Raw genomic sequence first — 22,441 nt, forward strand, 5'->3', positions numbered from 1 at the left:
TGTCTCGTCGTGGGGGTCTGTCGTGGGGCGGGGCAACGCGTCGCTCAGGAGGGGGGCCGCTGCGGCGGCTGCGTCCCGGTGGCGGCGGCGCCCCGTCTGCGCAGCCGCAGCCGGCCCAGCCAGCCGAAGGTCCACGCCCGCAGGGCCTGGTTGTGGCGCAGGTCGTCCAGGTAGGGCGGCAGCGACAGCCACAGCAGCAGCGCGGCCAGCGGCAGCACGCAGATGAAGCCCAGGTACTTGAAGCCGGTGGCCCCGGCCAGCCCGCCCGTCACGAAGGCCAGGATCAGGCCGCCGAAGATGCGCACCCGCTCTAGGTTGGGCCGCACCCGCGTGGCATCGGTGCGCCGGCGGTTCCAGTACAGCGCCTTGCCCAGCTCGATGCCCAGGTCGGTGAAGTTGCCGGTCATGTGCGTGGTGCGGATCTTTCCGCCGGAGATCTTCGACGCCAGCGCGTTCTGCAGCCCCATGATGAAGGACAGCAGCAGCACCGTCAGCGGCACGGCGAAGGGCGTGTGCCAGCCCAGCGTGAGCGCCCCCATGAGGCCGAAGGGCAGCATGAGCGCGGCCTCCAGCAGCAGCGGCAGCGCGTAGACATGGGCCAGCCGGTAATGGCGGCCCCAGTTGATCTGGATGGCCGCGGTCGCCGCCCCGGCCAGGAAGGCCAGGATGGCGCCCAGCGCGCCCAGCAGCAGCGTCATGTCGCCCATCACCAGCGAATCGGCCACCTGCGAGGTGAAGCCGGTCATGTGCGAGGTGTAGCGATGCAGCACCAGGAAGCCGCCCGCATTGATGGCGCCGGCGTTGAAGGCCAGCAGCAGGCCCAGCGCCCGGTTGGTCGACGGGGCGCGGTGGCGGCCGGTCAGGTGGCGCAGGCGGCGCATGGAGAGGGGAGGACGCTCAGAGCCCGGCCACCAGCCGGCCCGGGTTGAAGATGCCGGCGGGATCGAAGGCGGCCTTGAGCGCGCGATGGATGTCCATCAGCGCGGGCGACAGCGGCGCGGGCTCGGCCCGCCGGCCCGCCGCGGGGCGGAAGGCCGCCGCCCAGCCACCGGCGGCGCGCACCGACTCGGCCAGATCCGCGGCACCGCCGGGGGGCACGGCGTACCAGCGCTGTGCGCCATGCCATTCGATCAGCGGCGCGGACAGGCCGGCGGCCGCCAGCACGGGCGCCGTCTGCGGGACGCTGGCGCGCCAGAGGTCCAGGCCCTGCGCCGCGGCATCGGTGAAGAAGGCATGGTGCTGGTCGCGCAGGCTGCGCCAGAGGGCCTCGGCCCCCTCGGGCGGCAACACCTCGCCGCCGAGCTGGCGGCCGGCGGCCTGCACGGCGGCGACCGCGCCGCGCAGCCGCAGGTGCAGCCGGCCGACGGCGCCGCCCCCCGGTCCGGCCTGCCACATGCTGGCATTGAGCGGCAGCGGTTGCCCGCCCCAGGCATTGAGCAGGCGCAGGGCTTCGGCCTGGCTGCAGTCGAAGACGCGGGTGGCCTCGGCCGGGGCCATGGGCAGCACCTTGAGGCTCAGTTCGGTGATGACGCCCAGCGTGCCCCAGGCGCCGGCCAGCACGCGCGAGACGTCGTAGCCCGCCACGTTCTTCATCACCTGGCCGCCGAAGGTCAGCAGTTCGCCGCGGCCGTTGATCAGGCTGGCACCGAGCACGTAGTCGCGCACGGAGCCCACGCTGGCGCGGGCGGGGCCCGCCAGGCCGGCGGCCACCATGCCGCCCACGGTGCCGCCCGCGCCGAAGTGCGGCGGCTCGAAGGGCAGGCACTGGCCATGGGCCTGCAGCAGTGCCTCCAGCTCGGCCAGGGGCGTGCCGGCCTGCACCGTCACCACCAGCTCGCTGGGCTCGTAGCTGGTGATGCCCGCCAGCGTGTCGAGCGTCAGCAGCTCGCCATCGAGCGGCCCACCGTGGAAATCCTTGGTGCCCGCGCCACGCAGGCGCAAGGGACGCTTCTGGGCCGCCGCGGCGCGCACGCGTTCGGCGATCTGGGACTGGGCGGGGGTCATCCGCGGGATGGTACGTCAGGGTCTCTCTTGGACGTCTTGATTCGCACCAGCTCAGGCCCTTCAGTCTTCGAAGAAAGCGACGGGCCGGCCGGGTGCGTCCATGCGCCGCCAGAGCACCTGCCCGGCCATCGGCTGCCGTGCCAGCTCGTCGGCCGGCCGGCCCTTGCGCGCCGTGGTGACGAAGAGCGTGCACAGGTCGTCGCCGCCGAAGCAGGGCATGGTGGGACAGCGTGCGGGCACGGGCAGCACGTCGGTGGTGCGGCCCTGGGCGTCCAGCGCCTGCAATTGGCCGCCCTCGAACATGGCCACCCAGTAGCGGCCGTCCGCATCCATCGTCGCGCCGTCGGGGCGGCCGTCGTAGGGCTGGCCCGATTCGGGCGTCCAGCCAGCGGGCTTGGGGTCGAACTGGCGCAGCAGGCGTTCGCCCGCCAGTCCGTTCGGCTCGGCCACCCAGTCGTACTGCCGCACGGCATGGGCGTGGGTGTCGGCCCAGTACACCCGCGCCAGCTCGGGCACCAGCACCAGGCCGTTGGCAGTGATGGCCTCGCCGGCCATGCGCTGCACGCGGGGCGCGCCACCGCCGCGGGCATCGATGCAGTAGAGCGCGGCGATCGGCCGGTCCTTGGGCTCCTGCAGCGTGCCGGCCCACAGGCGCCCCTGCGGATCGCACTTGCCATCGTTGAAGCGCATGGTGGCCGTGTCGTGGTCGAAGGCGGCGATGCACTGCAGCGCGCCGCCCCATTCGCGGGCGCGGTAGATGCCGTCGCGCAGCGCGATCACCAGGCCGCCACGGCGTGCCGGCGCCATGCAGCCCGGCTCCTGCGGCAAGGACCAGCGCTCGACCACGGCCTCGCCTCTGGCGATGTCGCCGCGCGTGCGCAGCGCCTGGCGCCCCGGGATGTCCAGCCAGTACAGGGCGCGCTCGCCGGGATGCCAGAAGGGCGACTCGCCCAGGGCGCAGTCGCTGCCCGGCAGGGCGGTCCAACCCTGCGGATCGTTGGGGGGGATGAGGTCAGGCATGCCCGGGATTATTGAAGGACGGGGCGCGGGGCACTGCAGGCGCCGGCCCAAAAAAAATGGCCCGCTCGTGCCGAAGCACTTGCGGGCCGAACATCCAAAGGAGACTCTCGCTAAAACATTCTTTCGTCCGTCACGCCGCCCTCGGGGGGCGCCGTGACGGTGGCAGTCGATCAGCGGTTGTAGGCCGTCTCGCCGTGGGCGGTGATGTCGAGGCCTTCGCGCTCTTCCTCTTCGCTCACACGCAGGCCCACCGTCAGGTCGGCGATCTTGTAGGCGATGAAGGAGACCACGGCCGACCACACGATGGTCAGCAGCACGCCCTTGAGCTGGATCCAGACCTGGGCGCCGATGCCGTTGGAGCCGACGGTGGCCGTGACCCAGTCGGTCACCAGGCCGGGGCCGCCCAGTGCCTGGGTGTTGAACACACCGGTCAGCAGGGCACCCACGATGCCGCCGACGCCGTGCACGCCGAACACGTCCAGCGAGTCGTCGGCGCCGAGCAGGCGCTTGAGGCCCGACACGCCCCACAGGCAGGCGAAGCCGGCGATGAAGCCCATGACGATGGCGCCCATCAGGCCGACGTTACCGGCGGCCGGGGTGATGGCCACCAGGCCGGCGACGGCGCCGGAGGCGGCGCCCAGCATCGAGGCCTTGCCCTTGTGCAGCGCTTCACCCAGCGACCAGGCCAGCACGGCGGCGGCGGTGGCGGAGAAGGTGTTGATGAAGGCGAGCACGGCGCTGTTGCCGGCTTCCAGGGCCGAACCGGCGTTGAAGCCGAACCAGCCCACCCACAGCAGCGAGGCACCGACCATGGTCAGCGTCAGCGAGTGCGGCGTGAACGCTTCCTTGCCGAAGCCGATGCGCTTGCCGATCACGTAGGCACCCACCAGACCGGCGACGGCGGCGTTGATGTGCACCACGGTGCCGCCTGCGAAGTCGAGCGCGCCCCATTGCCAGATCAGGCCGGCCTTGGCGTTGGTGGCGTCCACCACGTCGGCGGCGGTGTAGGCGTCCGGACCCATCCAGAACCAGACCATGTGGGCCAGCGGGGTGTAGCTGAAGGTGAACCAGATCACCATGAACACCAGCACGCCGGAGAACTTGGCACGCTCGGCGAAGGCACCCACGATCAGGCAGCAGGTGATGCCGGCGAAGGTGGCCTGGAAGGCGGCGAACAGCAGCTCGGGGATGTAGACGCCCTTGCTGAAGGTCGCGCCGGGCGCGAAGGCGCCGGTGGCCGGGTCGAAGATGCCCTTCATGAACAGCCGGTCGAAGCCGCCGATGAAGGCATTGCCTTCGGTGAAGGCCAGGCTGTAGCCATAGATGCACCACAGCACGACGATCAGCGAGAAGGTGACGAACACCTGCATCAGCACGCTGAGCATGTTCTTGCTGCGCACCAGGCCGCCGTAGAACAGGGCCAGGCCGGGGACGGTCATCAGGATCACGAGCAGCGTGGACACCAGCATCCAGGCCACGTCGCCCTTGTCGATCTTGGGAGCGGGCGCGGCAGCGGCGGCGGCATCGGCCGGTGCTGCAGCGGGTGCAGCGGCGGCGGGCGCGGCCGGGGCGGCGGCTGCAGGCGCGGCGGCGGCGGGCGCGGACGCCGCCGGGGCCTCGGTGCTGGCGGCTGGCGCCTGCGCGAAGCTGGACACGCCAGCCGTGAGGACGCTCAGGCCGAGCGCCAGGGATACAAGGAACTTCTTCATCTTGGTCTTTCTTGTGCCTTCTTCTGCTGCGTCGGTTCAGAGCGCCTCGCGGCCGGTCTCACCCGTGCGGATGCGGACGACCTGCTCCAGGTTGAACACGAAGATCTTGCCGTCGCCGATCTTGCCGGTGCGCGCAGCGCTTTCCACGGCCTCGATGACGCGGTCGACCAGCTCGTCGGCGACCGCCGCCTCGATCTTGACCTTGGGCAGGAAGTCGACGACGTATTCGGCACCGCGGTAGAGCTCGGTGTGGCCCTTCTGGCGGCCGAAGCCCTTCACCTCGGTCACGGTGATGCCCTGCACGCCGATGGCGGAAAGGGCCTCGCGCACCTCGTCGAGCTTGAAGGGTTTGATGATGGCTGTGATCAGCTTCACGATTTCTCTCCTCTGGGATGAACCGGGCGCGGCAGCCGCCGCGCCCACCTGTCGGCTGGCTGGCGCGACCTCAGAAGGTCTTGGTCAGCGTGGCGATGAAGCGTGCCTTGTTGGGCGACTCGCTGTAGGTGAAGGTGCCCAGGCCGATGGCGCTGTAGTCGTAGACGGCGGTGGTGGCCTGGTAGGCGTCCTTCTTGTTGGCACCGACGATGGCGCCGGTCAGGCTCAGGCCGCCGCCGAAGTCGTAGGTGGCACCCACGTTGTAGTCGACGTAGCTCTTGTAGGGCGTGTTGCGGCGGATGTCGCTGGACAGGTGCGTGTAGCCCACGGCGGCCTTGAGCGTCAGGTTGGGCAGCACGGCCTTGCTGTACGACACGTTCAGATAGCCGGTGCCGCGGCCCTTCCAGCCCGTGGTGCGGTTGCTGGCGAAGCCGAAGTAGTCCTTGGAAACGGTGCTGGAGTACTTGACCGTGAACGAGCCGATGGCGTCGTCGCTCCAGGTGGCGGCGCCGTACAGCTCGGTGGTGTTGCCGTTGCGGTTGCCCGGGTAGATGTAGGTCAGGGCACCGAAGTCGAGGTCGAAGGGGCCGGCCTTGAACTTGTAGCCGCCGTAGATGTCGCTCTCGATGGAGTTGCCGGAGAGCCAGTTGACGCTGGAGTTCCAGTTGCCGACGTAGAAGCCGCTCTCGTGGGCGTAGTCGAAGCCGCCCTGGATGGCCGGCTTGAGGGCCTTGGTCTTGTAGTAGCCGTTGTTGCCGATGGCGTCCTGGTCCTGGCCGCGGAACTTGTAGTTGGTGGTCAGCGAGATGTTCGCAGTGATGGGCGAGGCCTCGGGGGCGGCGGCGGGTGCCGTCTGGGCGCTGGCCGCACCGGCGGCAGCAGCCAGGCAGAGGGCAATCGTTGCCATCTTGATCGTGGCCGGACGGATCTTCATCGGGTAACTCCTCGCAAGTGGTGTTCGTTGGAGTTCCCCTCAAAGCAGGGAGCGTGCCAAAAGCCGGTGGCGTCCTACAACGGCGTCCCGCCGGTCCGTCGGCCGCACAATGGTTCCGGCTTGGAGAACGCGTTGCGCCGCCTGCTTGTTCAATAGCCGAAACAAGCCGGGTCGAGCGCACCAATACAGGGAGTTGAACAACAATGAGCCTTTCTTTGGTGCAAACACGCGCCTTGGTGGCGCTCGAATCCGCGCCAGTCACCGTCGAGGTGCATCTGGCCAACGGGCTGCCCAGTTTCACGCTGGTCGGACTGGCCGATGTGGAGGTGAAGGAAGCGCGAGAGCGCGTGCGCTCCGCCATCCAGAACTCGGGCCTGGCCTTCCCGCACGACCGCCGCATCACCGTCAACCTGGCGCCGGCCGACCTGCCCAAGGATTCCGGCCGCTTCGACCTGCCGATCGCCCTGGGCATCCTGGCGGCGAGCGGGCAGATCGACGGTGCGCGGCTGGCGGGGCACGAGTTCGCTGGCGAGCTGTCGCTGTCGGGTGACCTGCGCCCGGTGCGTGGCGCCCTGGCCACCGCCCTGGCGGCCGAGGGGCCTGCGCCACGCCCCGTGCTGGTGCTGCCGCTGGCCAGCGCGCGCGAGGCCGCGCTGGTGCCCGGTGCCACCGTCTACGGCGCAGCGCACCTGCTCGATGTGGTGCGTCCCTTCCTGCCGCCCGACACCCTGGCCCAGGTGGAGGACGGCCCCGGCTGGGTGCGGATGGCGCCGCCCGACCTGGCCGGCGGCGCGACGGACGGGCCGGACCTGGCCGATGTGAAGGGCCAGGCCGCCGCCCGCCGCGCCCTGGAGATTGCCGCCGCGGGCGGCCACAGCCTGCTGATGGTCGGTCCGCCCGGCGCCGGCAAGTCGATGCTGGCGCAGCGGCTGGCCGGACTGCTGCCGCCCATGGATGTGCAGGAGGCGCTGGAAAGCGCCGCCATCGCCAGCCTGGCCGGGCGCTTCGACCCGCAGCGCTTCATGCAGCGGGTGGTGGCCAGCCCGCATCACACGGCCAGCGCGGTGGCGCTGGTGGGGGGTGGCTCGCCGCCGAGGCCGGGCGAGATCTCGCTGGCGCACCATGGCGTGCTCTTCCTGGACGAACTGCCCGAATTTCCTCGCGCGGCCCTGGAAGCACTGCGCGAGCCGCTGGAGAGCGGCACCATCTCCATCGTGCGGGCCGCGCGGCGGGCGCAGTTTCCGGCGCGCTTCCAGTTGGTGGCCGCGATGAACCCCTGCCCCTGCGGCCACCTGGGCTCGCGCCTGCATGCCTGCCGCTGCTCGCCCGACCAGGTGGCGCGCTACCAGGCGCGCATCAGTGGCCCGCTGCTGGACCGCATCGACCTGCATGTGGACGTGCAGGCCATCGACCCGCGGGAGCTGCTGGGCGCCCCCGCCGGCGAGTCGAGCGCCGCCGTGCGCGAACGCGTGGCCGCGGCGCGCGCCATCGCGCTGCAGCGCCAGGGCAGTGCCAACCAGGCCCTGGCCGGCCAGGCGCTCGACGCCCACGCGCGGGCCGATGCCGCCGCCCTCGCCTTCCTGCAGAAGGCGGCCACGCGCCTGGGCTGGAGCGCACGGGCCACGCACCGCGCCTTGCGGGTGGCCCGCACCATCGCCGACCTGGCCGGTGCCGATACCGTCGGCGCCCTGCATGTGGGCGAGGCGATGCAGTACCGGCGCACGCTGAGCGCCGCGCCCTGATCCGGCCGGCGTCAGCGCCCGGCCGGCGCGCCGTGCCCCGGCGCCGCCCGCACCCGCGCCACCTGCGCGGGCAGATCGGCCCAGGCCGGCGCCTGCGGCGCGAAGCGGGCGCGCATGTAGCCCGCCAGCTCGGCAACCTGCGCATCGTCCAGCGCGTCGCGGAAGGCGGGCATGAAGCCGATGTCCCGCGTGGGCGGCGTGCGCACGCCGTCGAGGATGGTGCGGATCAGGTTGTCGGGCCGCGTACTGGTGAGCTGGCTGTTGAGGGCCAGCGGCACGTTCGCGCCCAGCAGCGTGGGGCCGTCGCCGTCGTGGTGGCAGGCGGCGCAGGCGGACTCGAACATCCGCTGCGGCGCGCCCAGCAACGCGCCCTGCCCGGCGGCGGCGCGCTGCACCGCCTGCGTGGCGATGGCCTGCGCATCGGCCGCGGGCGCCGGGTTGAAGCTGGCCAGATAAGTGGCCATGGCGCGCACGTCGCCGTCGGGCAGCTGCTGCAGGCCGTGCACCACCTCGGCCATCGGCCCGCCCGCGATGCCGTGGCGCGGCGAGTGGCCGTGACGCAGGTAGGCGTAGAGGCTCTCCGCGTCCCAGGGCACCGCGTTGGTGGAGCGGGCGGTGAGGGCCGGCGCCTCCCAGCCGTCGATCAGCGCGCCGGACAGGAAGTCAGCGCCGGCTTTCTCCGCACCCAAGGCGTTGCGCGGGCTGTGGCAGGCGGCGCAGTGGCCCAGGCCGTTCACCAGGTAGGCGCCGCGGTTCCATTCGGCGCTCTGGCCGGCCACGGGCTGGTAGGGCGTGGCGTCGTGGAACAGGCCGTTCCAGCCGGCCATGAGCGGGCGCAGGTTGAAGGGAAAGCGCAGGTCGTTGGCCGGCATGAGGGCCAGCCCCCCGTCCTCGCGCGCGCCGGCCTTCACCGGCGGAAGGGACATGAAGTAGGCGTAGAGCGCCTGCAGGTCGTCGTCGCTGGTCTTGGCGAAGGCGGTGTACGGGAAGGCCGGGTACAGGTGGCGGCCGTCGCGCGAGATGCCCTCGCGCATCGCGCGCTGGAAGGCAGTGAAGGACCAGCGGCCCAGGCCGGTCTCGGCATCGGGCGTGAGGTTGGTCGTGTGGATCGTGCCGAAGGGCGTGTGCATGGCCCGGCCGCCCGCGTTGGGCAGGCCGCCCTCGGCCGTGTGGCAGACGGCGCAGTCGCCGGCGGCGGCCAGCTGGCGGCCGCGCTCGATGGTCTGCGCGCTGTAGGCCGGCGCGCTGAAGTTGACGGGCGCGATGGCCGGGCGCCAGCCGAGCAGGCCGGCCACGGTGCCGATGCCGCCGACGAGCAGGCCGGCGATGAGGGCGGGCCAGCCCTTGCGCTTAGGGGCTGGGGTATTGCTCCTTCCCCCTGTGGGGGAAGGCTGGGATGGGGGCTGCGGCGCTCGATCAGGCGACGGCGTCCGGGTCTGGCCCCCACCCCCGCCCTCCCCCACCGGGGGAGGGAGTGAAGACAGCGCGGCCAGCACCTTCTCGGGCGTGAAGGGCGGCTCGCGCAGGCGCACACCCGTCGCATCGAAGATGGCATTGGCGATGGCGGCCGTGCCCGGCACCGAAGCCGACTCGCCCGCGCCCAGCGGCGATTCGCCGGGGCGCGGCATCTGCAGCACCTCGATGACCGGCACTTCGCGGAAATGCAGGATCGGGTAGCTGCCCCATTCGCGGGTGGCGACCACGCCGGCCGGCGGCATGCCGGGCAGCGGCGTCTTCACGGGAAGCTGCGAAGCCGCGCTCCCGGCCGGCGGCGCGGCGGGCGCGAAGCGCACCTCCTCCTTCAGCGCGCGGCTGGTGGTCTGGATGACGTTGCCGTGCACCTGGTGCTCGACCCCGGCCGGATTGACCGTCAGGCCTGCATCGTGGCCGACGACCACGCGGCGCACATGCACTTCGCCGGTCCGGCGGTTGACCTCCACATCGGCGACCCAGGCGGCCCAGGCGGCGCCGAAGCCGGGCCACTTGCTGTGGATGTAGCGGGCGTACGCAAAGCCCTGTCCAAAAAGGATGTCGCCGCCGGGTCCGACCCGAGACTGCGGCGGCCGCGAGGGATGGTCCCCATGCGCATCCTCCTGCGGCCCGGTGCGCCAGCGCCAGCCGGCCTTCCGGGCCGTGGCCTCGATCAGCTCGCGCGCCCGCTCGTCGGGCAGGTGGCGCAGGCGGAACTGCACCGGGTCCACGCCCGCGGCGGTGGCCAGTTCGTCGATGAAGCTCTCGTGCGCAAAGGAGTTGGGCAGGGCCGAGACGCCGCGCAGCCACGAGGCTCGCACGATGGGCGCCATGTCGCGCACCTGCACCCGCAGGTGGTCGTAGGCGTAGGGCGGCCGCGCGGTGCGGTCGCCCATCTCGTAGGCCTGGGCCAGGGGCTCCACGGTGCGGGTGAGCAGCAGGGCCAGCGTGGGCGCGCCGTTGCTCGGGTAGCTGGTTTGGAAGTCGTAGGCCGCGATGCCGCCTTCGGGCGACAGTGCGCCGGCCACCTCCATCAGTTGGGCAGTGCCCTTGGGCTCCCACAGGTGCTCCTGCTCGCGGCTGAGCTGCACGCGCACCGGCGCATCGACCGCGCGGGCCAGCAACGCGGCATCGGCCGCGACGTCGTCGGCGCCGTTGCGGCCGTAGCAGCCGGCGGCCTCCAGGCGGACCACGTCGACTTCGACGTCCTGCAGGGCCAGCAGGCGGGCCAGGTCGGCGCGCAGCACATGCGGGTTCTGCGTGCCGGCCCAGCAGCGCAGGCGGACGGCGGGTCCGCCTTCGCGGCCTGCGCCCTTCTGGCCACCGCCACTGCCATTGCCCGTGCCATGCCCGCTGCCATCACCGTCGCGGTCGTCGTCTGGCTCCCACTGCGCCACCGCGCAGGACGGCCCGATGGACGCATGCAGCTGGTACGGCCACAGGTAGGTGCGTCGAAGCGTGCCATCACCCTGCAGCGCAGCCTCGACGTCCCCCTCGTCCACCAGCGTGCGCGTCGTCGCGGGGTTGGCGCGGATGGCCTCGGCCACCTTGCCCGCGCCGGCGAGGTCGGGCATGCCGGGCCAGGCCTTCCAGCGGACGCGCAGCTCGCGCATCGCCTGCTCGGCGTGCTCCTCGCGCTCGGCCACCACGCCGACGAAGTCGCGGATGACGACCACGGCGCGGATGCCGGGGATGTGGGCGATGGATGACTCGTCCACCGACTCCAGCGTGTTGCCGATGAAGTCGCCATGGTCCGCGCCGGCATAGGGCGGGCGAATCACGCGGCCGTGCAGCATGCCGGGCAGGCGCATGTCGTGCACGAAGGCCAGTTCGCCGGCCAGCTTGGCGGGGATGTCGATGCGCGGCTGCGGGGTGCCGACCAGGCGGTAGTCCTCGGGGCGCTTGAGCAGCGTGGCCGTGTCCAGCCGCAGCACCGTGCGCTGGCCGGCCAGCAGATCGGCCAGAGCCAGAGCCGCGCCCTCGGCCACGATGCGTCCGCCATCGATGGTCAGTTCGCTCGCCGGCCGGCCGAGCCGCTCGGCGGCACGCGCCAGCAGCCAGTGCCGTGCCTGCGCCGCTGCCAGCCGCAGCGGCTGGGCGTGGATCTGGATGGACGCACTGGCAATGGTGGCGCCCTGGTTGGGCACCTGCGCCGTGTGGCCCAGCGCCATGGCGACGCAGGCCATGGGCACGTCCAGTTCCTCGGCCACGATCTGGGCCAGGGCGGTCTGGATGCCGGTGCCCAGGTCCACGTGGCCGTTGAGGGCGGTGACGCTGCCGTCGTCCCAGACGGCCAGCAGGACTTCGTCGCCCTCCGCCGGATTGCCGGGCACGGCGGCGGGCTGGCCCTTGGCGGGCGGCGGCGGAACCGGCGTGTCGCGCACGACGACCAGCACGCCCTCGGCGCCCAGGAAGTCGGCGCGCGTGCGGGGCTGGGCGGCGCGGCGCGGGTCGGCGGTCAACGCGGCGCCTCCGGCACAGCCGCGGCGCCGAGCCGGGCCGCGGCCAGGCTCACCGCACGCAGGATCTCCACATGCGTGCCGCAGCGGCACAGGTTGCCCGACAGCTCGCTGCGGATACGGGCCTCGTCGGCCTGCGGCTCACGTGCCAGCAATGCCGCGGCCTGCATCACCATGCCGTTGAGGCAGTAGCCGCACTGGGCGGCCTGCGCGTCTTCGAACGCCTGCTGCACGGGATGGAAGTGGCCACGGCGGCCCAGCCCTTCCAGCGTGGTGATGGCGCGCCCCGCCACGCCATGGGCCGGGATCACGCAGGCCCGCGCCGCGGTACCGTCCACATGCACCGTGCAGGCGCCGCACTGGCCCAGGCCGCAGCCGTACTTGGGGCCGTTGAGCCCCAGGTCGTTGCGCAGCAGGTGCAGCAGCGAGGCCTGGCGCGGTACCTCGCCCGCGAAGGGCTGGCCGTTGACGGTGAGCTGGAGCGCGGGCAAGGCAGGTCGCTCGAACCTTCTCAGGCGACGTCGGCCGACTGGATGCGCTTGACGCCCTTGGCCTGCATCTGCTGCCAGGCCTTGGCGAGCGAACCGTTGAGGTCGATGGCGCGGGTGGCGTCCTCGATCACGTAGACATTGAAGCCGGCGGCGCGCGCATCCAGCGCCGTCCAGGCCACGCAGAAATCGGTGGCCAGGCCGGTGACGTACACCGTCTTGATGCCGCGCGCTTTGAGGTAGCCGGCCAGGCCGGTGACGGTCTTGCGGTCGGCCTCCTGGAAGGCGGAGTAGCTGTCCACGCCCTTGTTGTAGCCCTTGCGGATGATGAGCTGCGCGGTGGGCAGCTTCAGGTCCTTGTGCAGGGCCGCGTCGTCGGTGCCCTGCACGCAGTGGTCGGGCCACAGCACCTGGTTGCCGTAGTTCAGCTTGACGCTGTCGAAGGGCTTGGTGCCGTTGTGGGCGCTGGCGAAGGAGGTGTGGCCCGGCGTGTGCCAGTCCTGCGTGACGATGATGTTCTGGAACTTGGGTGCCAGCGCATTGATGACCGGCACCACGTCGGCCCCGCCCTTGACGGGCAGCGTGCCGCCGTCGACGAAGCAGTTCTGCACGTCCACCACGATCAGCGCGGCCTGGGCGCTGGGGCTGATCTTCTTCGCGTCGGCCGCCAGCAGCGGCGGCGCGATGGCGGCCGCGCCGAGGGCGGCGGCGGCCTGCAGGAAGTGGCGGCGTTGGGGTGCGTTGCGCAGCATGGTCATCGTCATCATCAGTCCCTCCGAGGACAGGTTGGAAATCAGACGCTCAGGTAGGCCCGTCGAACCTCGTCGTTGGCGGCCAGCTCGTCCATGGTGGCCTGGTAGCGGATCTGGCCTTTCTCCAGCACGTAGGCGCGGTCCGAGACGAGTTCGGCGAAGTGCATGTTCTGCTCCGACAGCAGGATGGACACGCCCTGGGCCTTGAGCTCCAGGATCATCTGCGCCATCTGCTCCACGATGACCGGTGCGACGCCTTCGGAGGGTTCGTCGAGCAGCACGAGGTAGGGGTTGCCCATGAGCGTGCGGGCGACGGTGAGCATCTGCTGCTCGCCGCCGCTCATGCGGCCGCCGGGGCGGTCGGGCATCTCGCCGAGGTTGGGGAAGAGCTTGAACAGCTTCTCGGGCGTCCACAGCGGCGCGGCACCGCCATCGGCCCATTGGCGGCCGGCCTGGCGGCCGACTTCGAGGTTCTCCATGACCGTGAGGTCGGTGAAGACGCGCCGGTCTTCGGGCACGAAGCCCAGGCCCAGACGGGCGGCATGGTGCGGCTCGGTCTTCGAGATGTCGTGACCCAGGAAGCGGATGCTGCCGCGGCGCTTGGCGAGCATGCCCATGAGGGCCTTGAGCGTGGTCGACTTGCCGGCGCCGTTGCGGCCCATGAGGGCGACGACTTCGCCGCGGCGCACTTCCAGGTCCACGTCGTAGAGGATCTGGGCGGCGCCGTACCAGGCGCAGAGGGACTTGGCTTCGAGCAGGACGGGCGGGGTGCTCACTGGTGGGGCCTTGTTGTGGGTGTCGTTGCGAACGTTGGAAGCGTCCGGTTCTGAATGACTTTCGCAGTGGTGCGCGTGCTCGCAGCTTCACTGGCGGTGGGGGCGGCGCGGTGGGGCCGGGCTGCCAGGGGCTCAGACGGTGGCGGTCGATGCTGCGCATCGACTCCGCTGCGATGCTCGGTCAGGGGGCGCGTCGCATAACTCGCTGCGCTGCCTGCGGCAGCTCCGCTCAGACAAATGCGACGAGTCAGATCACGAAGCGCGCGTGTCTTCGCACGCGCGCCGCCCCCTGCCCTGCGCTTCTCGCCACCACCGAAATCGCCCCTGGCAGCCCAGCCCCGCCGCGCGGATACGTCGCGCTCGATGGGACGCACAAATGCCCGCGGCTCTGGCGAGGCAACGGGGCGAACTGAGGTCGGGACCGGGGCGCTGGTGGCGGCAGAGGCGGAAGCGCCAGCGTCACCGCCGTAACTGACCACGGCGTGTCCCGCCCTGGTCGGGGCCTGGCCTGGGGCGGCTGCGTGTGCGTCGCCGAGAAGCGCAGGTTGGCCGGGCTGCGGGCCTGCCGGAGGACAGGCCCGCTTCGTGAACTGACTCGCGGCGTTTGTTTGAGCGGAGCTGCCGCAGGCAGCGCAGCGAGTTATGCCGCGGCCCGGCCGACCGAGCATCGCAGGGGAGTCGGCCCGCAGGGCCGACCGACGAACTCGCAGCCGCCCCAGGCCAGGCCCCGGCCAGGGCGCGCCCCGAACAGAACCAGCACCAATAACCAACATCAAGCAGCCTTCTTCTCAAAGGTCTTGCCAGACCCGAAGTACACCTCCTGCACCTTCGGATGGTCCCGGATCTCCAGCGGCTTGCCCTCGGCGATCAGGCGCCCGCGCGCCAGCACGATCATGCGGTCGGCGTACGCGAACACCACGTCCATGCTGTGCTCGGTGAACAGCACCGCCATGCCGCGGTCGATCACCAGCTGCTTGGTCAGCGCCATCAGCGAATTGCGCTCCTTGGGCGCCATGCCGGCCGTGGGCTCGTCCATCAGCAGCAGCTTGGGGTCGTTGGCCATCGCGATGGCCAACTCCACCCGCTTGACGTCGCCATAGGCCAGCACGCTGCAGGGCCGGTCGGCCTGTGACTTCATGCCCACCTGGTCGAGCAGCGCCAGCGCCTCGTCGCGCTTGTGGTCGGACGCCCGCCGCCACATGGCAAACAGCTTGGCGTCGTGCGACAGCAGCGCCATCTGCACGTTCTCGACCACCGTCAGCGACGAAAAAGTTTCGGCGATCTGGAAGGTGCGGCCCACGCCCAGGCGCCAGATCTCGCGCGGCTTCTTGCCGACCAGCTCGGTGCCGCCCAGCGTGATGGAGCCTTGGTCGGCCTTGAGCTGACCGTTGACCATGTTGAAGGTGGTGGACTTGCCGGCACCGTTGGGGCCGATCAACGCCAGCAGCTCGCCCTTGGCCAGCGTGAAGCTGATGCCGTCGACGGCCTTCACACCGCCGAAGGACTTGCCCAGGTTCTGGACATGCAGCAGGGACATCAGAGCACCTCCAGGCCGATGAAGAACATGAAGAAGCAGGACGACAGGCGGCTCATCGCGCACCCTCCCCGGCCGCAGCCGCGGCCTGCATCGGCGCCTTGGCGGCCTCGTCGGCGGCCACGTCGTCGCGCCGGCCACGCCACTTGTCGGCCAGTTGCTTGATCGAGCCCGCGATGCCTTGCGGGAACAGCAGCACCAGGATCAGGATGATGGCGCCCAGCATGGCGCGCCAGTAGTCGGTGTTGCGCGCCACCATGTCGTGCAGCCAGGTGAAGGTGAAGGCGCCCACCACCGGGCCGGCCAGTGTCTGGATGCCGCCCAGCAGCACCATCACCAGGCCGTCGACCGAGCGGCCCACCGCCAGGGTCTCGGGCGAGATGCTGCCCTTGGAGTACGCGAACAGCCCGCCCGCCAGGCCCGCCACCGCGCCGGCCACCACGAAGGCCGCCCATTGCATGCGCTTGACGTCGATGCCGATGGCGTCGGCGCGCAGCACCGAGTCGCGGCCCGCGCGCAGCGCATAGCCGAAGGGCGAGAACAGCACGCGGCGCAGCCACCACAGGCCACCGCCCACCAGCACCAGCGTGAGCCAGTAGTAGGCGCGCTTGTCATTGAGCCATTCCGACGGCCACACACCCGTGAGGCCGTTGCTGCCGCCGGTGAAGCTGTCCCACTGGTAGACGATGGCCCAGGTGATCTGTGCGAAGGCCAGCGTGAGCATGGCCAGGTACACGCCCGACAGCCGCACGGCAAACCAGCCGTAGACCAGCGCGCCCAGGCCCGCAACCACCGGTGCCAGCACCAGCGTGAGTTCCATCGGCAGGCCGGCGGCGCGCGCCAGCAGCGCAGCGCCGTACGCACCCAGGCCGAAGTAGGCGGCGTGGCCGAAGGAATGCATGCCCGCCGGGCCCATGATGAAGTGCAGGCTCGCCGCGAACAGCGCCGCGATCAGCAGGTCGATCATCAGCACCGTGGTGTAGGGCGAGCTGGCCGTGAGCACCGGCATGGCGGCCAGCACCAGGGCCAGCACGCCGACGGCGGCCACGTAGGAGCCGCCCGCGCGGCGCAGCGGCTCTTCCTGCATACCCACGTAGCGGCTGGGCGCCTGCGGCCGGCCCATCAGGCCCCAGGGGCGCCACACCAGCACCGCGGCCATGACCAGGAAGTCGACCACCAGCGTGAGCTTGGAAAAGGAAATGGCGATGCCCGCGATCTCGACCACGCCCAGCCAGATGCACAGGGCCTTGATCTCCGCGATCAGCAATGCGGCCACGTAGGCGCCGGGCAGCGAGCCCATGCCGCCCACCACCACCACCACGAAGGCCGCGCCGATGGTGTTGAGGTCCATCTCCAGCGTGGCCGGCTCGCGCGGCAGCTGCAGCGCACCGCCCAGGCCGGCCAGCAGCGCGCCCAGCGCGAACACGGCTGTGAACAGCCAGGCCTGGTTGACGCCCAGGGCGCTGACCATCTCGCGGTCCTGCGTGGCCGCGCGCACCAGCGTGCCGAAGCGCGTGCGGGTGAGCAGCAGCCACACCAGGCCCAGCACCACCGGGCCGACGACGATCAGGAACAGGTCGTAGGCCGGGAACTGCCGGCCCAGGATCTCGACCGAGCCGCGCAGGCCCGGCGCACGCGGACCCAGCAGCTCGTCGGGGCCCCACAGCCACAGCACCGCGTCTTTGATGACCAGCACCAGCGCGAAGGTGGCCAGCAGCTGGAAGAGCTCGGGCGCCTTGTAGATGCGCCGCAGCAGCACGACCTCGATCAGCCCGCCGAGCACGCCGACCGCGATGGCCGCCAGCGGCAGCGCCACCCAGAAGCCGGCGCCGCCCAGCTTGTCGGCCAGGGTGTAGGCGACGTAGATGCCCACCATGAAGAAGGAGCCATGCGCGAAGTTGACGATGCGCGTCACACCGAAGATCAGCGACAGACCCGCCGCGACCAGGAACAGCGAAGACGCAGACGCCAGCCCGTTGAGGAGCTGGACGATCAGGCCGGAAAAACTCATGGCAAGGCTCTCTTCAGGGGGCAGCAGTCGTCAGTCCGCGCTGCGGGACTTCTTCACGTCAGCCGCGGGCGGCTGGAAGCGGGCATCGGCGCCGTCGTAGTAGACGTAGTCCACCATCACGCCCTTGCCGCCGTCGTTCTTGGTCTTGCCCACGAAGGCGCCCATGGTCGACTGGTGATCTTCGGCGCGGTAGCTGATCTTGCCGAAGGGGCTGTCCACCTGCAGGCCCTTGAAGGCGGCGACCAGCTTGTCGGCGTCGGTGCTGCCGGCCTTGGCGATGCCGGCGGCGGCCGACTTGATCATGCTGTAGCCCACCACCGAGCCCAGGCGCGGGTAGTCCTTGAACTTGGCCTGGTAGGCATCGAGGAAGGCCTTGTGCTCGGGCGTCTTGATGCCGTAGTACGGGTAGCCGGTCACGATCCAGCCATCGGGCGCCTCGTCCTTGAGCGGGTCGAGGTACTCGGGCTCGCCGGTCAGCACGCTGACCACGGTGCGGTCCTTGAACAGGCCGCGGGTGTTGCCCTCGCGCACGAACTTCGACAGGTCGGCGCCGAACAGCACGTTGAAGATGGCGTCGGGCTTGGCATCGGCCAGGGCCTGCACCACGCTGCCCGCGTCGACCTTGCCCAGCGGCGTGGCCTGTTCGGTGACGAACTCCACGTCGGGCTGCGCGGCCTTCAGCAGGTTCTTGAAGGCGGCCACGGCCGACTGGCCGTATTCGTAGTTGGGGTAGACCAGCGCCCAGCGCTTCTTCTTCTGCTTGACGGCCTCGGGCACCAGCATGGCGGCCTGCATGTAGGTGCCGGGGCGCAGGCGGAAGGTGTACTGGTTGCCGCCCTGCCAGGTCATCTTGTCGGTCAGCGGCTCGCCGGCCAGGTAGAAGAATTTTTTCTGCTTGGCGAAGTCGGCCAGCGCCAGGCCGGTGTTGGACAGGAAGGCGCCGGCCAGCACGTCCACCTTCTCGCGCGAGACCAGTTCCTCGGCCATGCGGACGGCGTCGCCCGGGTTGGCGTTGTCGTCGCGGGTGATCAGCTCGATCTTCTTGCCGTTGACGCCGCCCTTGGCGTTGATTTCGTCCACCGCCAGTTCCATGCCCTTCTTGTAGGGCTCCAGGAAGGCCGGCTGGGCCTTGTAGCTGTTGACCTCGCCGATCTTGATGACGTTCTGGGCGTGGGCCGGCATCAGCGTGCCGGCAGCCAGGGCCAGCGCAGCGGCGGCGCCAAAGTTGAGGCGGAAGGGTTGCATGGGGAACTCCTCGTCGGATGGGATGGAAAACCGGGGAAATGAAGCAGGCGAAGAATAGCCGCGCCGCGTTCAGCGAAGACCGTCCACGCCCTTGATCTCGGACACCTGCAGGCCGCCGATGCGCGGCAGCGGACGGCCGCTGTCGGTCACGGCCACGGCCACCACGATCTCGCCCGCACGCGGGGCATCGCTCACGCGGGCCTCGACGGCATCGAAATGGCTGCGCACGAAGGCGGCGTCCTTGTGGCCCAGCGGCACGTCGATGGCGGTGCCCAGCGTGCCCTGCTTCTTCGCCGAAGGCACCAGCGCGGCGCCCTTTTCGACCGCCACGCGCAGTGGCGCGCCCAGCTTGGGATGGAGAATGGCCGCGGCATGCTCCAGCTCGCCGGCCTCGCCCACGATGGCGGCCTTGCCGTAGCTCTGTGCCTGGCCGGGCTCGATGCCCAGCGCCTTCACGGCCTTCTGGCCGAGCAGGCCGCCGAGTTCCTCGCCGATGGCGATGAGCTCGTCCAGGTTCTCGCTGTAGCGACCGGCGTAAGGGTTGGCGATGACGGCGATGGCGACGGCACGGCGCGTGGGCGGGTCGATGGTCTGGCCCATCTCCTTGCGGGTTTCGTCGACTTGCACGATGAGCTTGCGGATGTCTGCGGGCATGGGTTCTCCTCGTTCTGTGGCGCGCCTCAGCGCAGGCCGTTCCATTGGCTGATGTCCTCGGCCTTGAGGCCGCCGACGCGGGCATGCACGCGGTAGCCGGTGGTCATGGCGAGGATGAAGACGATCTCGTCGGCCGCGGGCGCGCCGGGCACGCGCACCTCGATGGCGTCGAACTGGCCGCGCACATAGCTGGCGTTGATGTTGGTGAGCGGCACGTCCAGCGCGGCGCCGGGCGGGCCCACCTTCTTGGTCGAGGGCACGATGGACAGCGCATTGCCGGGCTGGCCGCTCTTGGCCTCGCCCTTGCCGGCGGTATAGGCGGCGCGGTCGCCCTTCCAGCCCAGCAGCTCGCGCATGGCGTAGCCGCCCGGCACATGCCACAGCGCACCATGCTCCAGCTCGCCTGCCGCACCGACGATGGCGCCCTTGCCGTAGGTGGCGATGGCCTCGCGCGGCACGTCCATGGCGGCCAGCAGGCGCTGGGCCATGTCCACGCCCACCGGGTCCAGCAGCGCCATCATGGGCAGGATGTCCGACTCGTAGCGGCCGGCGAACGGGTTGGCGAGCACGGCCGCGATGGCGCCGCGCACCAGCGGCTGCTCGGCGCGGGGGCCGAACTCGTGGTGAATCTGCTCGACCTGGGTGAAGACGCGGCGGATGTCGATCATCGTGGTGAAGGGGTGTGCAATTCGTTAAGCAAATACTGAACCAACGGCCGGCGCCAGCACGGCCTCGTCGCGTGCCGACAGCACTCTCCATTGCCCTTGGCACACGATCACGGCGGCGTGGATGAGGCCGCGCGACTGCAGTTCCGTCGCGCGTCGCAGCCCCGATTCGACCGCATCGCGCACCACGGTGGTGGGCAGCGGCGGCACCTGCACGGTGACGGGCAGCGCACCGAGGTCGCTGTCGTCCTTGCATTCGTTGGCGGGGCGACGCTCGATGGCGGGGTGGTCCGCATCGACCGCGTTGGCGACGATGGACGCCGCCGCATCGGCCTGCGCGGCCGTGGCCGCGAGGATGGTCACGCTGTCCGCGATGCCGAGCGAGAAACTGCGGCCCCGCCAGCCGCTGGTGGCGATGCCGCGCACCGGGTCGGCCGCCGCGACGCTGAACTGGCCGTCGGTGCGCAGGCGCTGCGCGTCTTGCGGCGCGAAGCGGGCCAGGTCGGCATAGAGGCCGACGCGCGCCTCGGTGCCGGGCGCGAGATGCAGCGCGATGTCGCCCCCATTGTTGATCCAGGCGCGGGCAATGCCGGGCCGCTGGTAGAAGGCGATCAACTCCTGCGCCACCGCGCCCGCCACGGCCGCCATCGGCGTGATGAAGGCGGGCAGGAAGGGCAGGCAGGCGGCCTGCATGCGCTTGGCTACGGGTCCATGCAGGCTCGCATGCTCGGACACCGGGCGACGCAGCGCGGGCAGCTCGGCGACCAGCTCGTCCAGCAGGCCTTCGAAGCGCATCCATGCCGACTCGTGCGCCTCGGCCACGGCACGCGGCTCGCCCTCGGCCTGGACCACGAGGTCGATGGGACCGTGGTGCCAGTGCCAGCGCTCGGCATCGAGGGCGTGACGTTGGGCGGGCATGCGTCGCGGCAAGAAGAGGCCGGTCAGCCCAGCATGGGCTTGTGGCCCAGCGGCCAGGGGTTGTCGCTGGACTGGCCGACGAAGCGGCGGGCGAGCGGCGCACCGTCGTCCTGCCAGGCGCCGCGGCGCAGCGCCTGCTCCAGCGACATCACATGCTCCATGTGGCCGCCCAGGTCTGCGTAGTCCTGCAGCCGCATGCTGAATTCGATGGGCGCGATGATGGCCGGCGTGGGCACGGTGCCGAAGCTGTTGTCGGGCATGCGCATCACGTCGGCCATGACGGTGATGCCGCCGCCCGGCCACACATAGGCCGGCGCACCACCGCAGGTCACGTTGACCAGCGCGCGCTTGATCGCCCGCGTGAGCAGGATCGGGTTCTCGGTCACGCCCGCGCGCAGGCTGCCGCCTGCACCGCCGAGGAAGAGCACCGTGGTGAGCGAAGGCTCGCAGTTCTCGCCGATGCGCTCGACCACCTTGCGCACGGCCTCGGGCATGGGCTGCGGCACGGGGCGCAGCTCGTCGTCCAGCACGTACCACTCGGCCTGTTCGCCGGTGGTGGAGGTCATCAGCAGCTTGAGGCCCGGCCTGGCCACGCCGGGCTCCCAGCCTTCGATGATGGCCAGCGGGTCGGCGATGTCGGTGCCGCCCCAGCCGCTGCCCGGATTGGCCACCTGGAAGTAGCGTCCGGGCGTGGACTTGCGCCCGCGCATCTGGATGCCCGAGGGCGGCATGGCCAGGCAGCGGCCGGCCTGGTGCTCGGTGAGCACGCCGGTGATGTGGTCGTCGACCACCACCACCTCGTCGGCCAGCCCCAGCAGCTGCTTGGCGAAGATGCCCACCGTGGCCGAGCCGCAGCCCACGCGCATGCGCTGCTCTTCCACGCCGTTGACGATGGGCGCGCGGCCGGCCTGGATCACCAGGCTGGCGCCGCCGTCGATGGTGCATTCGGCCGCCTGCTTGTTGCACAGCCGCTGCATCATCTCCAGCGTCATGCGGCCTTCCTTCTTGCTGCCGCCGGTGAGGTGGTGCACGCCGCCCAGCGACAGCATCTGCGAGCCGTACTCGGCCGTGGTCACATGGCCCACCACCTCGCCCTTGTAGCGGACGTTGGCCTGCTCGCTGCCGAGGAAGCGGTCGGTGTCGATCTTCACCTTCACGCTGCAGTAGCTGAAGATGCCTTCGGTGACCACGGTGACCATGTCCACGCCCTGGGCCTTGGAGGCCACGATGAAGGGCGCGGGCTTGTAGTCGGGGTAGGTGGTGGAACTGCCGATGCCGGTGACGAAGACCTGGTCGGCCAGCAGCAGGTCGCCGTTCCAGTCGTCCTGCGGTGCATCGGCCGCGGCGGCTTCGACCGTGTCGGCCGCCGGACGGGCGAAGGGCACCAGGGCCGGCTCGGGCGAGTCCAGCTCGCGCCGCAGCATGACCACCGGGTCGGTGCGCACCAGCACGCCGTCGCGGTTGGCGTAGCGGTCGCAGGCGCCGGTGCGGCCGTCGGAGATCTGGCACAGCACCGGGCAGGCATTGCATTCGACCTTGCTCGTGCTCATGCGCTCGTTGCGCGCGGGCGCGCGGCCCAGGCCGTCGGGCGTAGTGGGCAGGGCCGGCACGTCGATGCCGGGCAGGCCGTCGGTCTTGGTGTGTTCTGTCATCGTGGGCTTTCGTGCAACGCGGCCTGTGTGTGC

Annotated in this window: 18 protein-coding genes; 1 reads left to right on the forward strand and 17 read right to left on the reverse strand. The window is 70.9% G+C overall.

The window, feature by feature from the left end; genetic code table 11:
- Positions 1–44: 44 nt before the first annotated feature.
- The 6 genes from L0984_RS09610 to L0984_RS09635 form a co-directional block, all read right to left on the reverse strand.
- Positions 45–881: a YoaK family protein gene (locus L0984_RS09610; protein WP_234193461.1), complete on the reverse strand. Its 837-nt coding sequence runs from the start codon at positions 879–881 to the stop codon at positions 45–47.
- A gap of 16 nt (positions 882–897) precedes the next feature.
- Positions 898–2,004 (reverse strand): glycolate oxidase subunit GlcE, encoded by a 1,107-nt coding sequence (gene glcE, locus L0984_RS09615; protein WP_234193462.1) that lies wholly within the window; start codon positions 2,002–2,004, stop codon positions 898–900.
- A 60-nt stretch (positions 2,005–2,064) separates the two neighbouring features.
- Positions 2,065–3,024 (reverse strand): SMP-30/gluconolactonase/LRE family protein, encoded by a 960-nt coding sequence (locus L0984_RS09620; protein WP_234193464.1) that lies wholly within the window; start codon positions 3,022–3,024, stop codon positions 2,065–2,067.
- A 170-nt stretch (positions 3,025–3,194) separates the two neighbouring features.
- Entirely contained in the window at positions 3,195–4,733 is a 1,539-nt protein-coding gene (locus L0984_RS09625; protein ID WP_294376757.1) for an ammonium transporter, read from the reverse strand.
- A gap of 36 nt (positions 4,734–4,769) precedes the next feature.
- Positions 4,770–5,108: a P-II family nitrogen regulator gene (gene glnK / locus L0984_RS09630; RefSeq protein WP_017762018.1), complete on the reverse strand. Its 339-nt coding sequence runs from the start codon at positions 5,106–5,108 to the stop codon at positions 4,770–4,772.
- A gap of 70 nt (positions 5,109–5,178) precedes the next feature.
- Positions 5,179–6,042: a TorF family putative porin gene (locus L0984_RS09635; RefSeq protein ID WP_255697251.1), complete on the reverse strand. Its 864-nt coding sequence runs from the start codon at positions 6,040–6,042 to the stop codon at positions 5,179–5,181.
- Positions 6,043–6,245: 203 nt separating this feature from the next.
- Between L0984_RS09635 and L0984_RS09640 the strand changes: the two genes are divergently transcribed.
- Positions 6,246–7,784 (forward strand): YifB family Mg chelatase-like AAA ATPase, encoded by a 1,539-nt coding sequence (locus tag L0984_RS09640; RefSeq protein WP_234193465.1) that lies wholly within the window; start codon positions 6,246–6,248, stop codon positions 7,782–7,784.
- A gap of 11 nt (positions 7,785–7,795) precedes the next feature.
- Here the strand turns inward: L0984_RS09640 and L0984_RS09645 are convergent, their stop codons facing one another.
- The 11 genes from L0984_RS09645 to L0984_RS09695 form a co-directional block, all read right to left on the reverse strand.
- Entirely contained in the window at positions 7,796–11,716 is a 3,921-nt protein-coding gene (locus L0984_RS09645) for a molybdopterin cofactor-binding domain-containing protein (RefSeq protein WP_234193466.1), read from the reverse strand.
- On the reverse strand, positions 11,713–12,204 hold the full coding sequence (locus tag L0984_RS09650; protein ID WP_234193467.1) for a (2Fe-2S)-binding protein: 492 nt from the start codon (positions 12,202–12,204) through the stop codon (positions 11,713–11,715). The genes L0984_RS09645 and L0984_RS09650 overlap by 4 nt, the downstream gene beginning before the upstream one ends.
- Positions 12,205–12,224: 20 nt before the next feature.
- Complete coding sequence (pncA, locus tag L0984_RS09655; protein ID WP_234193468.1) at positions 12,225–12,968, reverse strand: bifunctional nicotinamidase/pyrazinamidase; 744 nt, start codon at positions 12,966–12,968, stop codon at positions 12,225–12,227.
- Between the two features lie 26 nt (positions 12,969–12,994).
- Complete coding sequence (locus L0984_RS09660; RefSeq protein ID WP_234193469.1) at positions 12,995–13,729, reverse strand: ABC transporter ATP-binding protein; 735 nt, start codon at positions 13,727–13,729, stop codon at positions 12,995–12,997.
- Positions 13,730–14,501: 772 nt separating this feature from the next.
- Entirely contained in the window at positions 14,502–15,266 is a 765-nt protein-coding gene (locus L0984_RS09665; RefSeq protein WP_076504927.1) for an ABC transporter ATP-binding protein, read from the reverse strand.
- A 52-nt stretch (positions 15,267–15,318) separates the two neighbouring features.
- Positions 15,319–17,274, reverse strand: a complete 1,956-nt coding sequence (locus L0984_RS09670; protein ID WP_114801674.1) for an ABC transporter permease — start codon at positions 17,272–17,274, stop codon at positions 15,319–15,321.
- Between the two features lie 30 nt (positions 17,275–17,304).
- Complete coding sequence (locus L0984_RS09675; protein WP_234193470.1) at positions 17,305–18,519, reverse strand: ABC transporter substrate-binding protein; 1,215 nt, start codon at positions 18,517–18,519, stop codon at positions 17,305–17,307.
- 69 nt (positions 18,520–18,588) lie between these two features.
- Complete coding sequence (locus tag L0984_RS09680) at positions 18,589–19,173, reverse strand: amino acid synthesis family protein (RefSeq protein ID WP_076504932.1); 585 nt, start codon at positions 19,171–19,173, stop codon at positions 18,589–18,591.
- A 26-nt stretch (positions 19,174–19,199) separates the two neighbouring features.
- Positions 19,200–19,841 carry an amino acid synthesis family protein gene (locus L0984_RS09685; protein ID WP_234193471.1) on the reverse strand — a complete coding sequence of 214 codons (642 nt, stop codon included), beginning with the start codon at positions 19,839–19,841 and terminating at the stop codon, positions 19,200–19,202.
- A gap of 24 nt (positions 19,842–19,865) precedes the next feature.
- The gene (locus L0984_RS09690; RefSeq protein ID WP_234193473.1) at positions 19,866–20,756 is read right to left on the reverse strand and encodes a UPF0280 family protein; all 891 of its coding nucleotides are present in this window, start codon (positions 20,754–20,756) and stop codon (positions 19,866–19,868) included.
- Positions 20,757–20,779: 23 nt separating this feature from the next.
- Positions 20,780–22,408, reverse strand: a complete 1,629-nt coding sequence (locus tag L0984_RS09695) for a 6-hydroxynicotinate reductase (protein WP_234193474.1) — start codon at positions 22,406–22,408, stop codon at positions 20,780–20,782.
- Between the last annotated feature and the right edge of the window lie 33 nt (positions 22,409–22,441).

The organism is Pseudacidovorax sp. NFM-22 (assembly GCF_021401245.1).
In the GTDB taxonomy this organism is placed as follows: Bacteria; Pseudomonadota; Gammaproteobacteria; order Burkholderiales; family Burkholderiaceae_C; genus Xenophilus.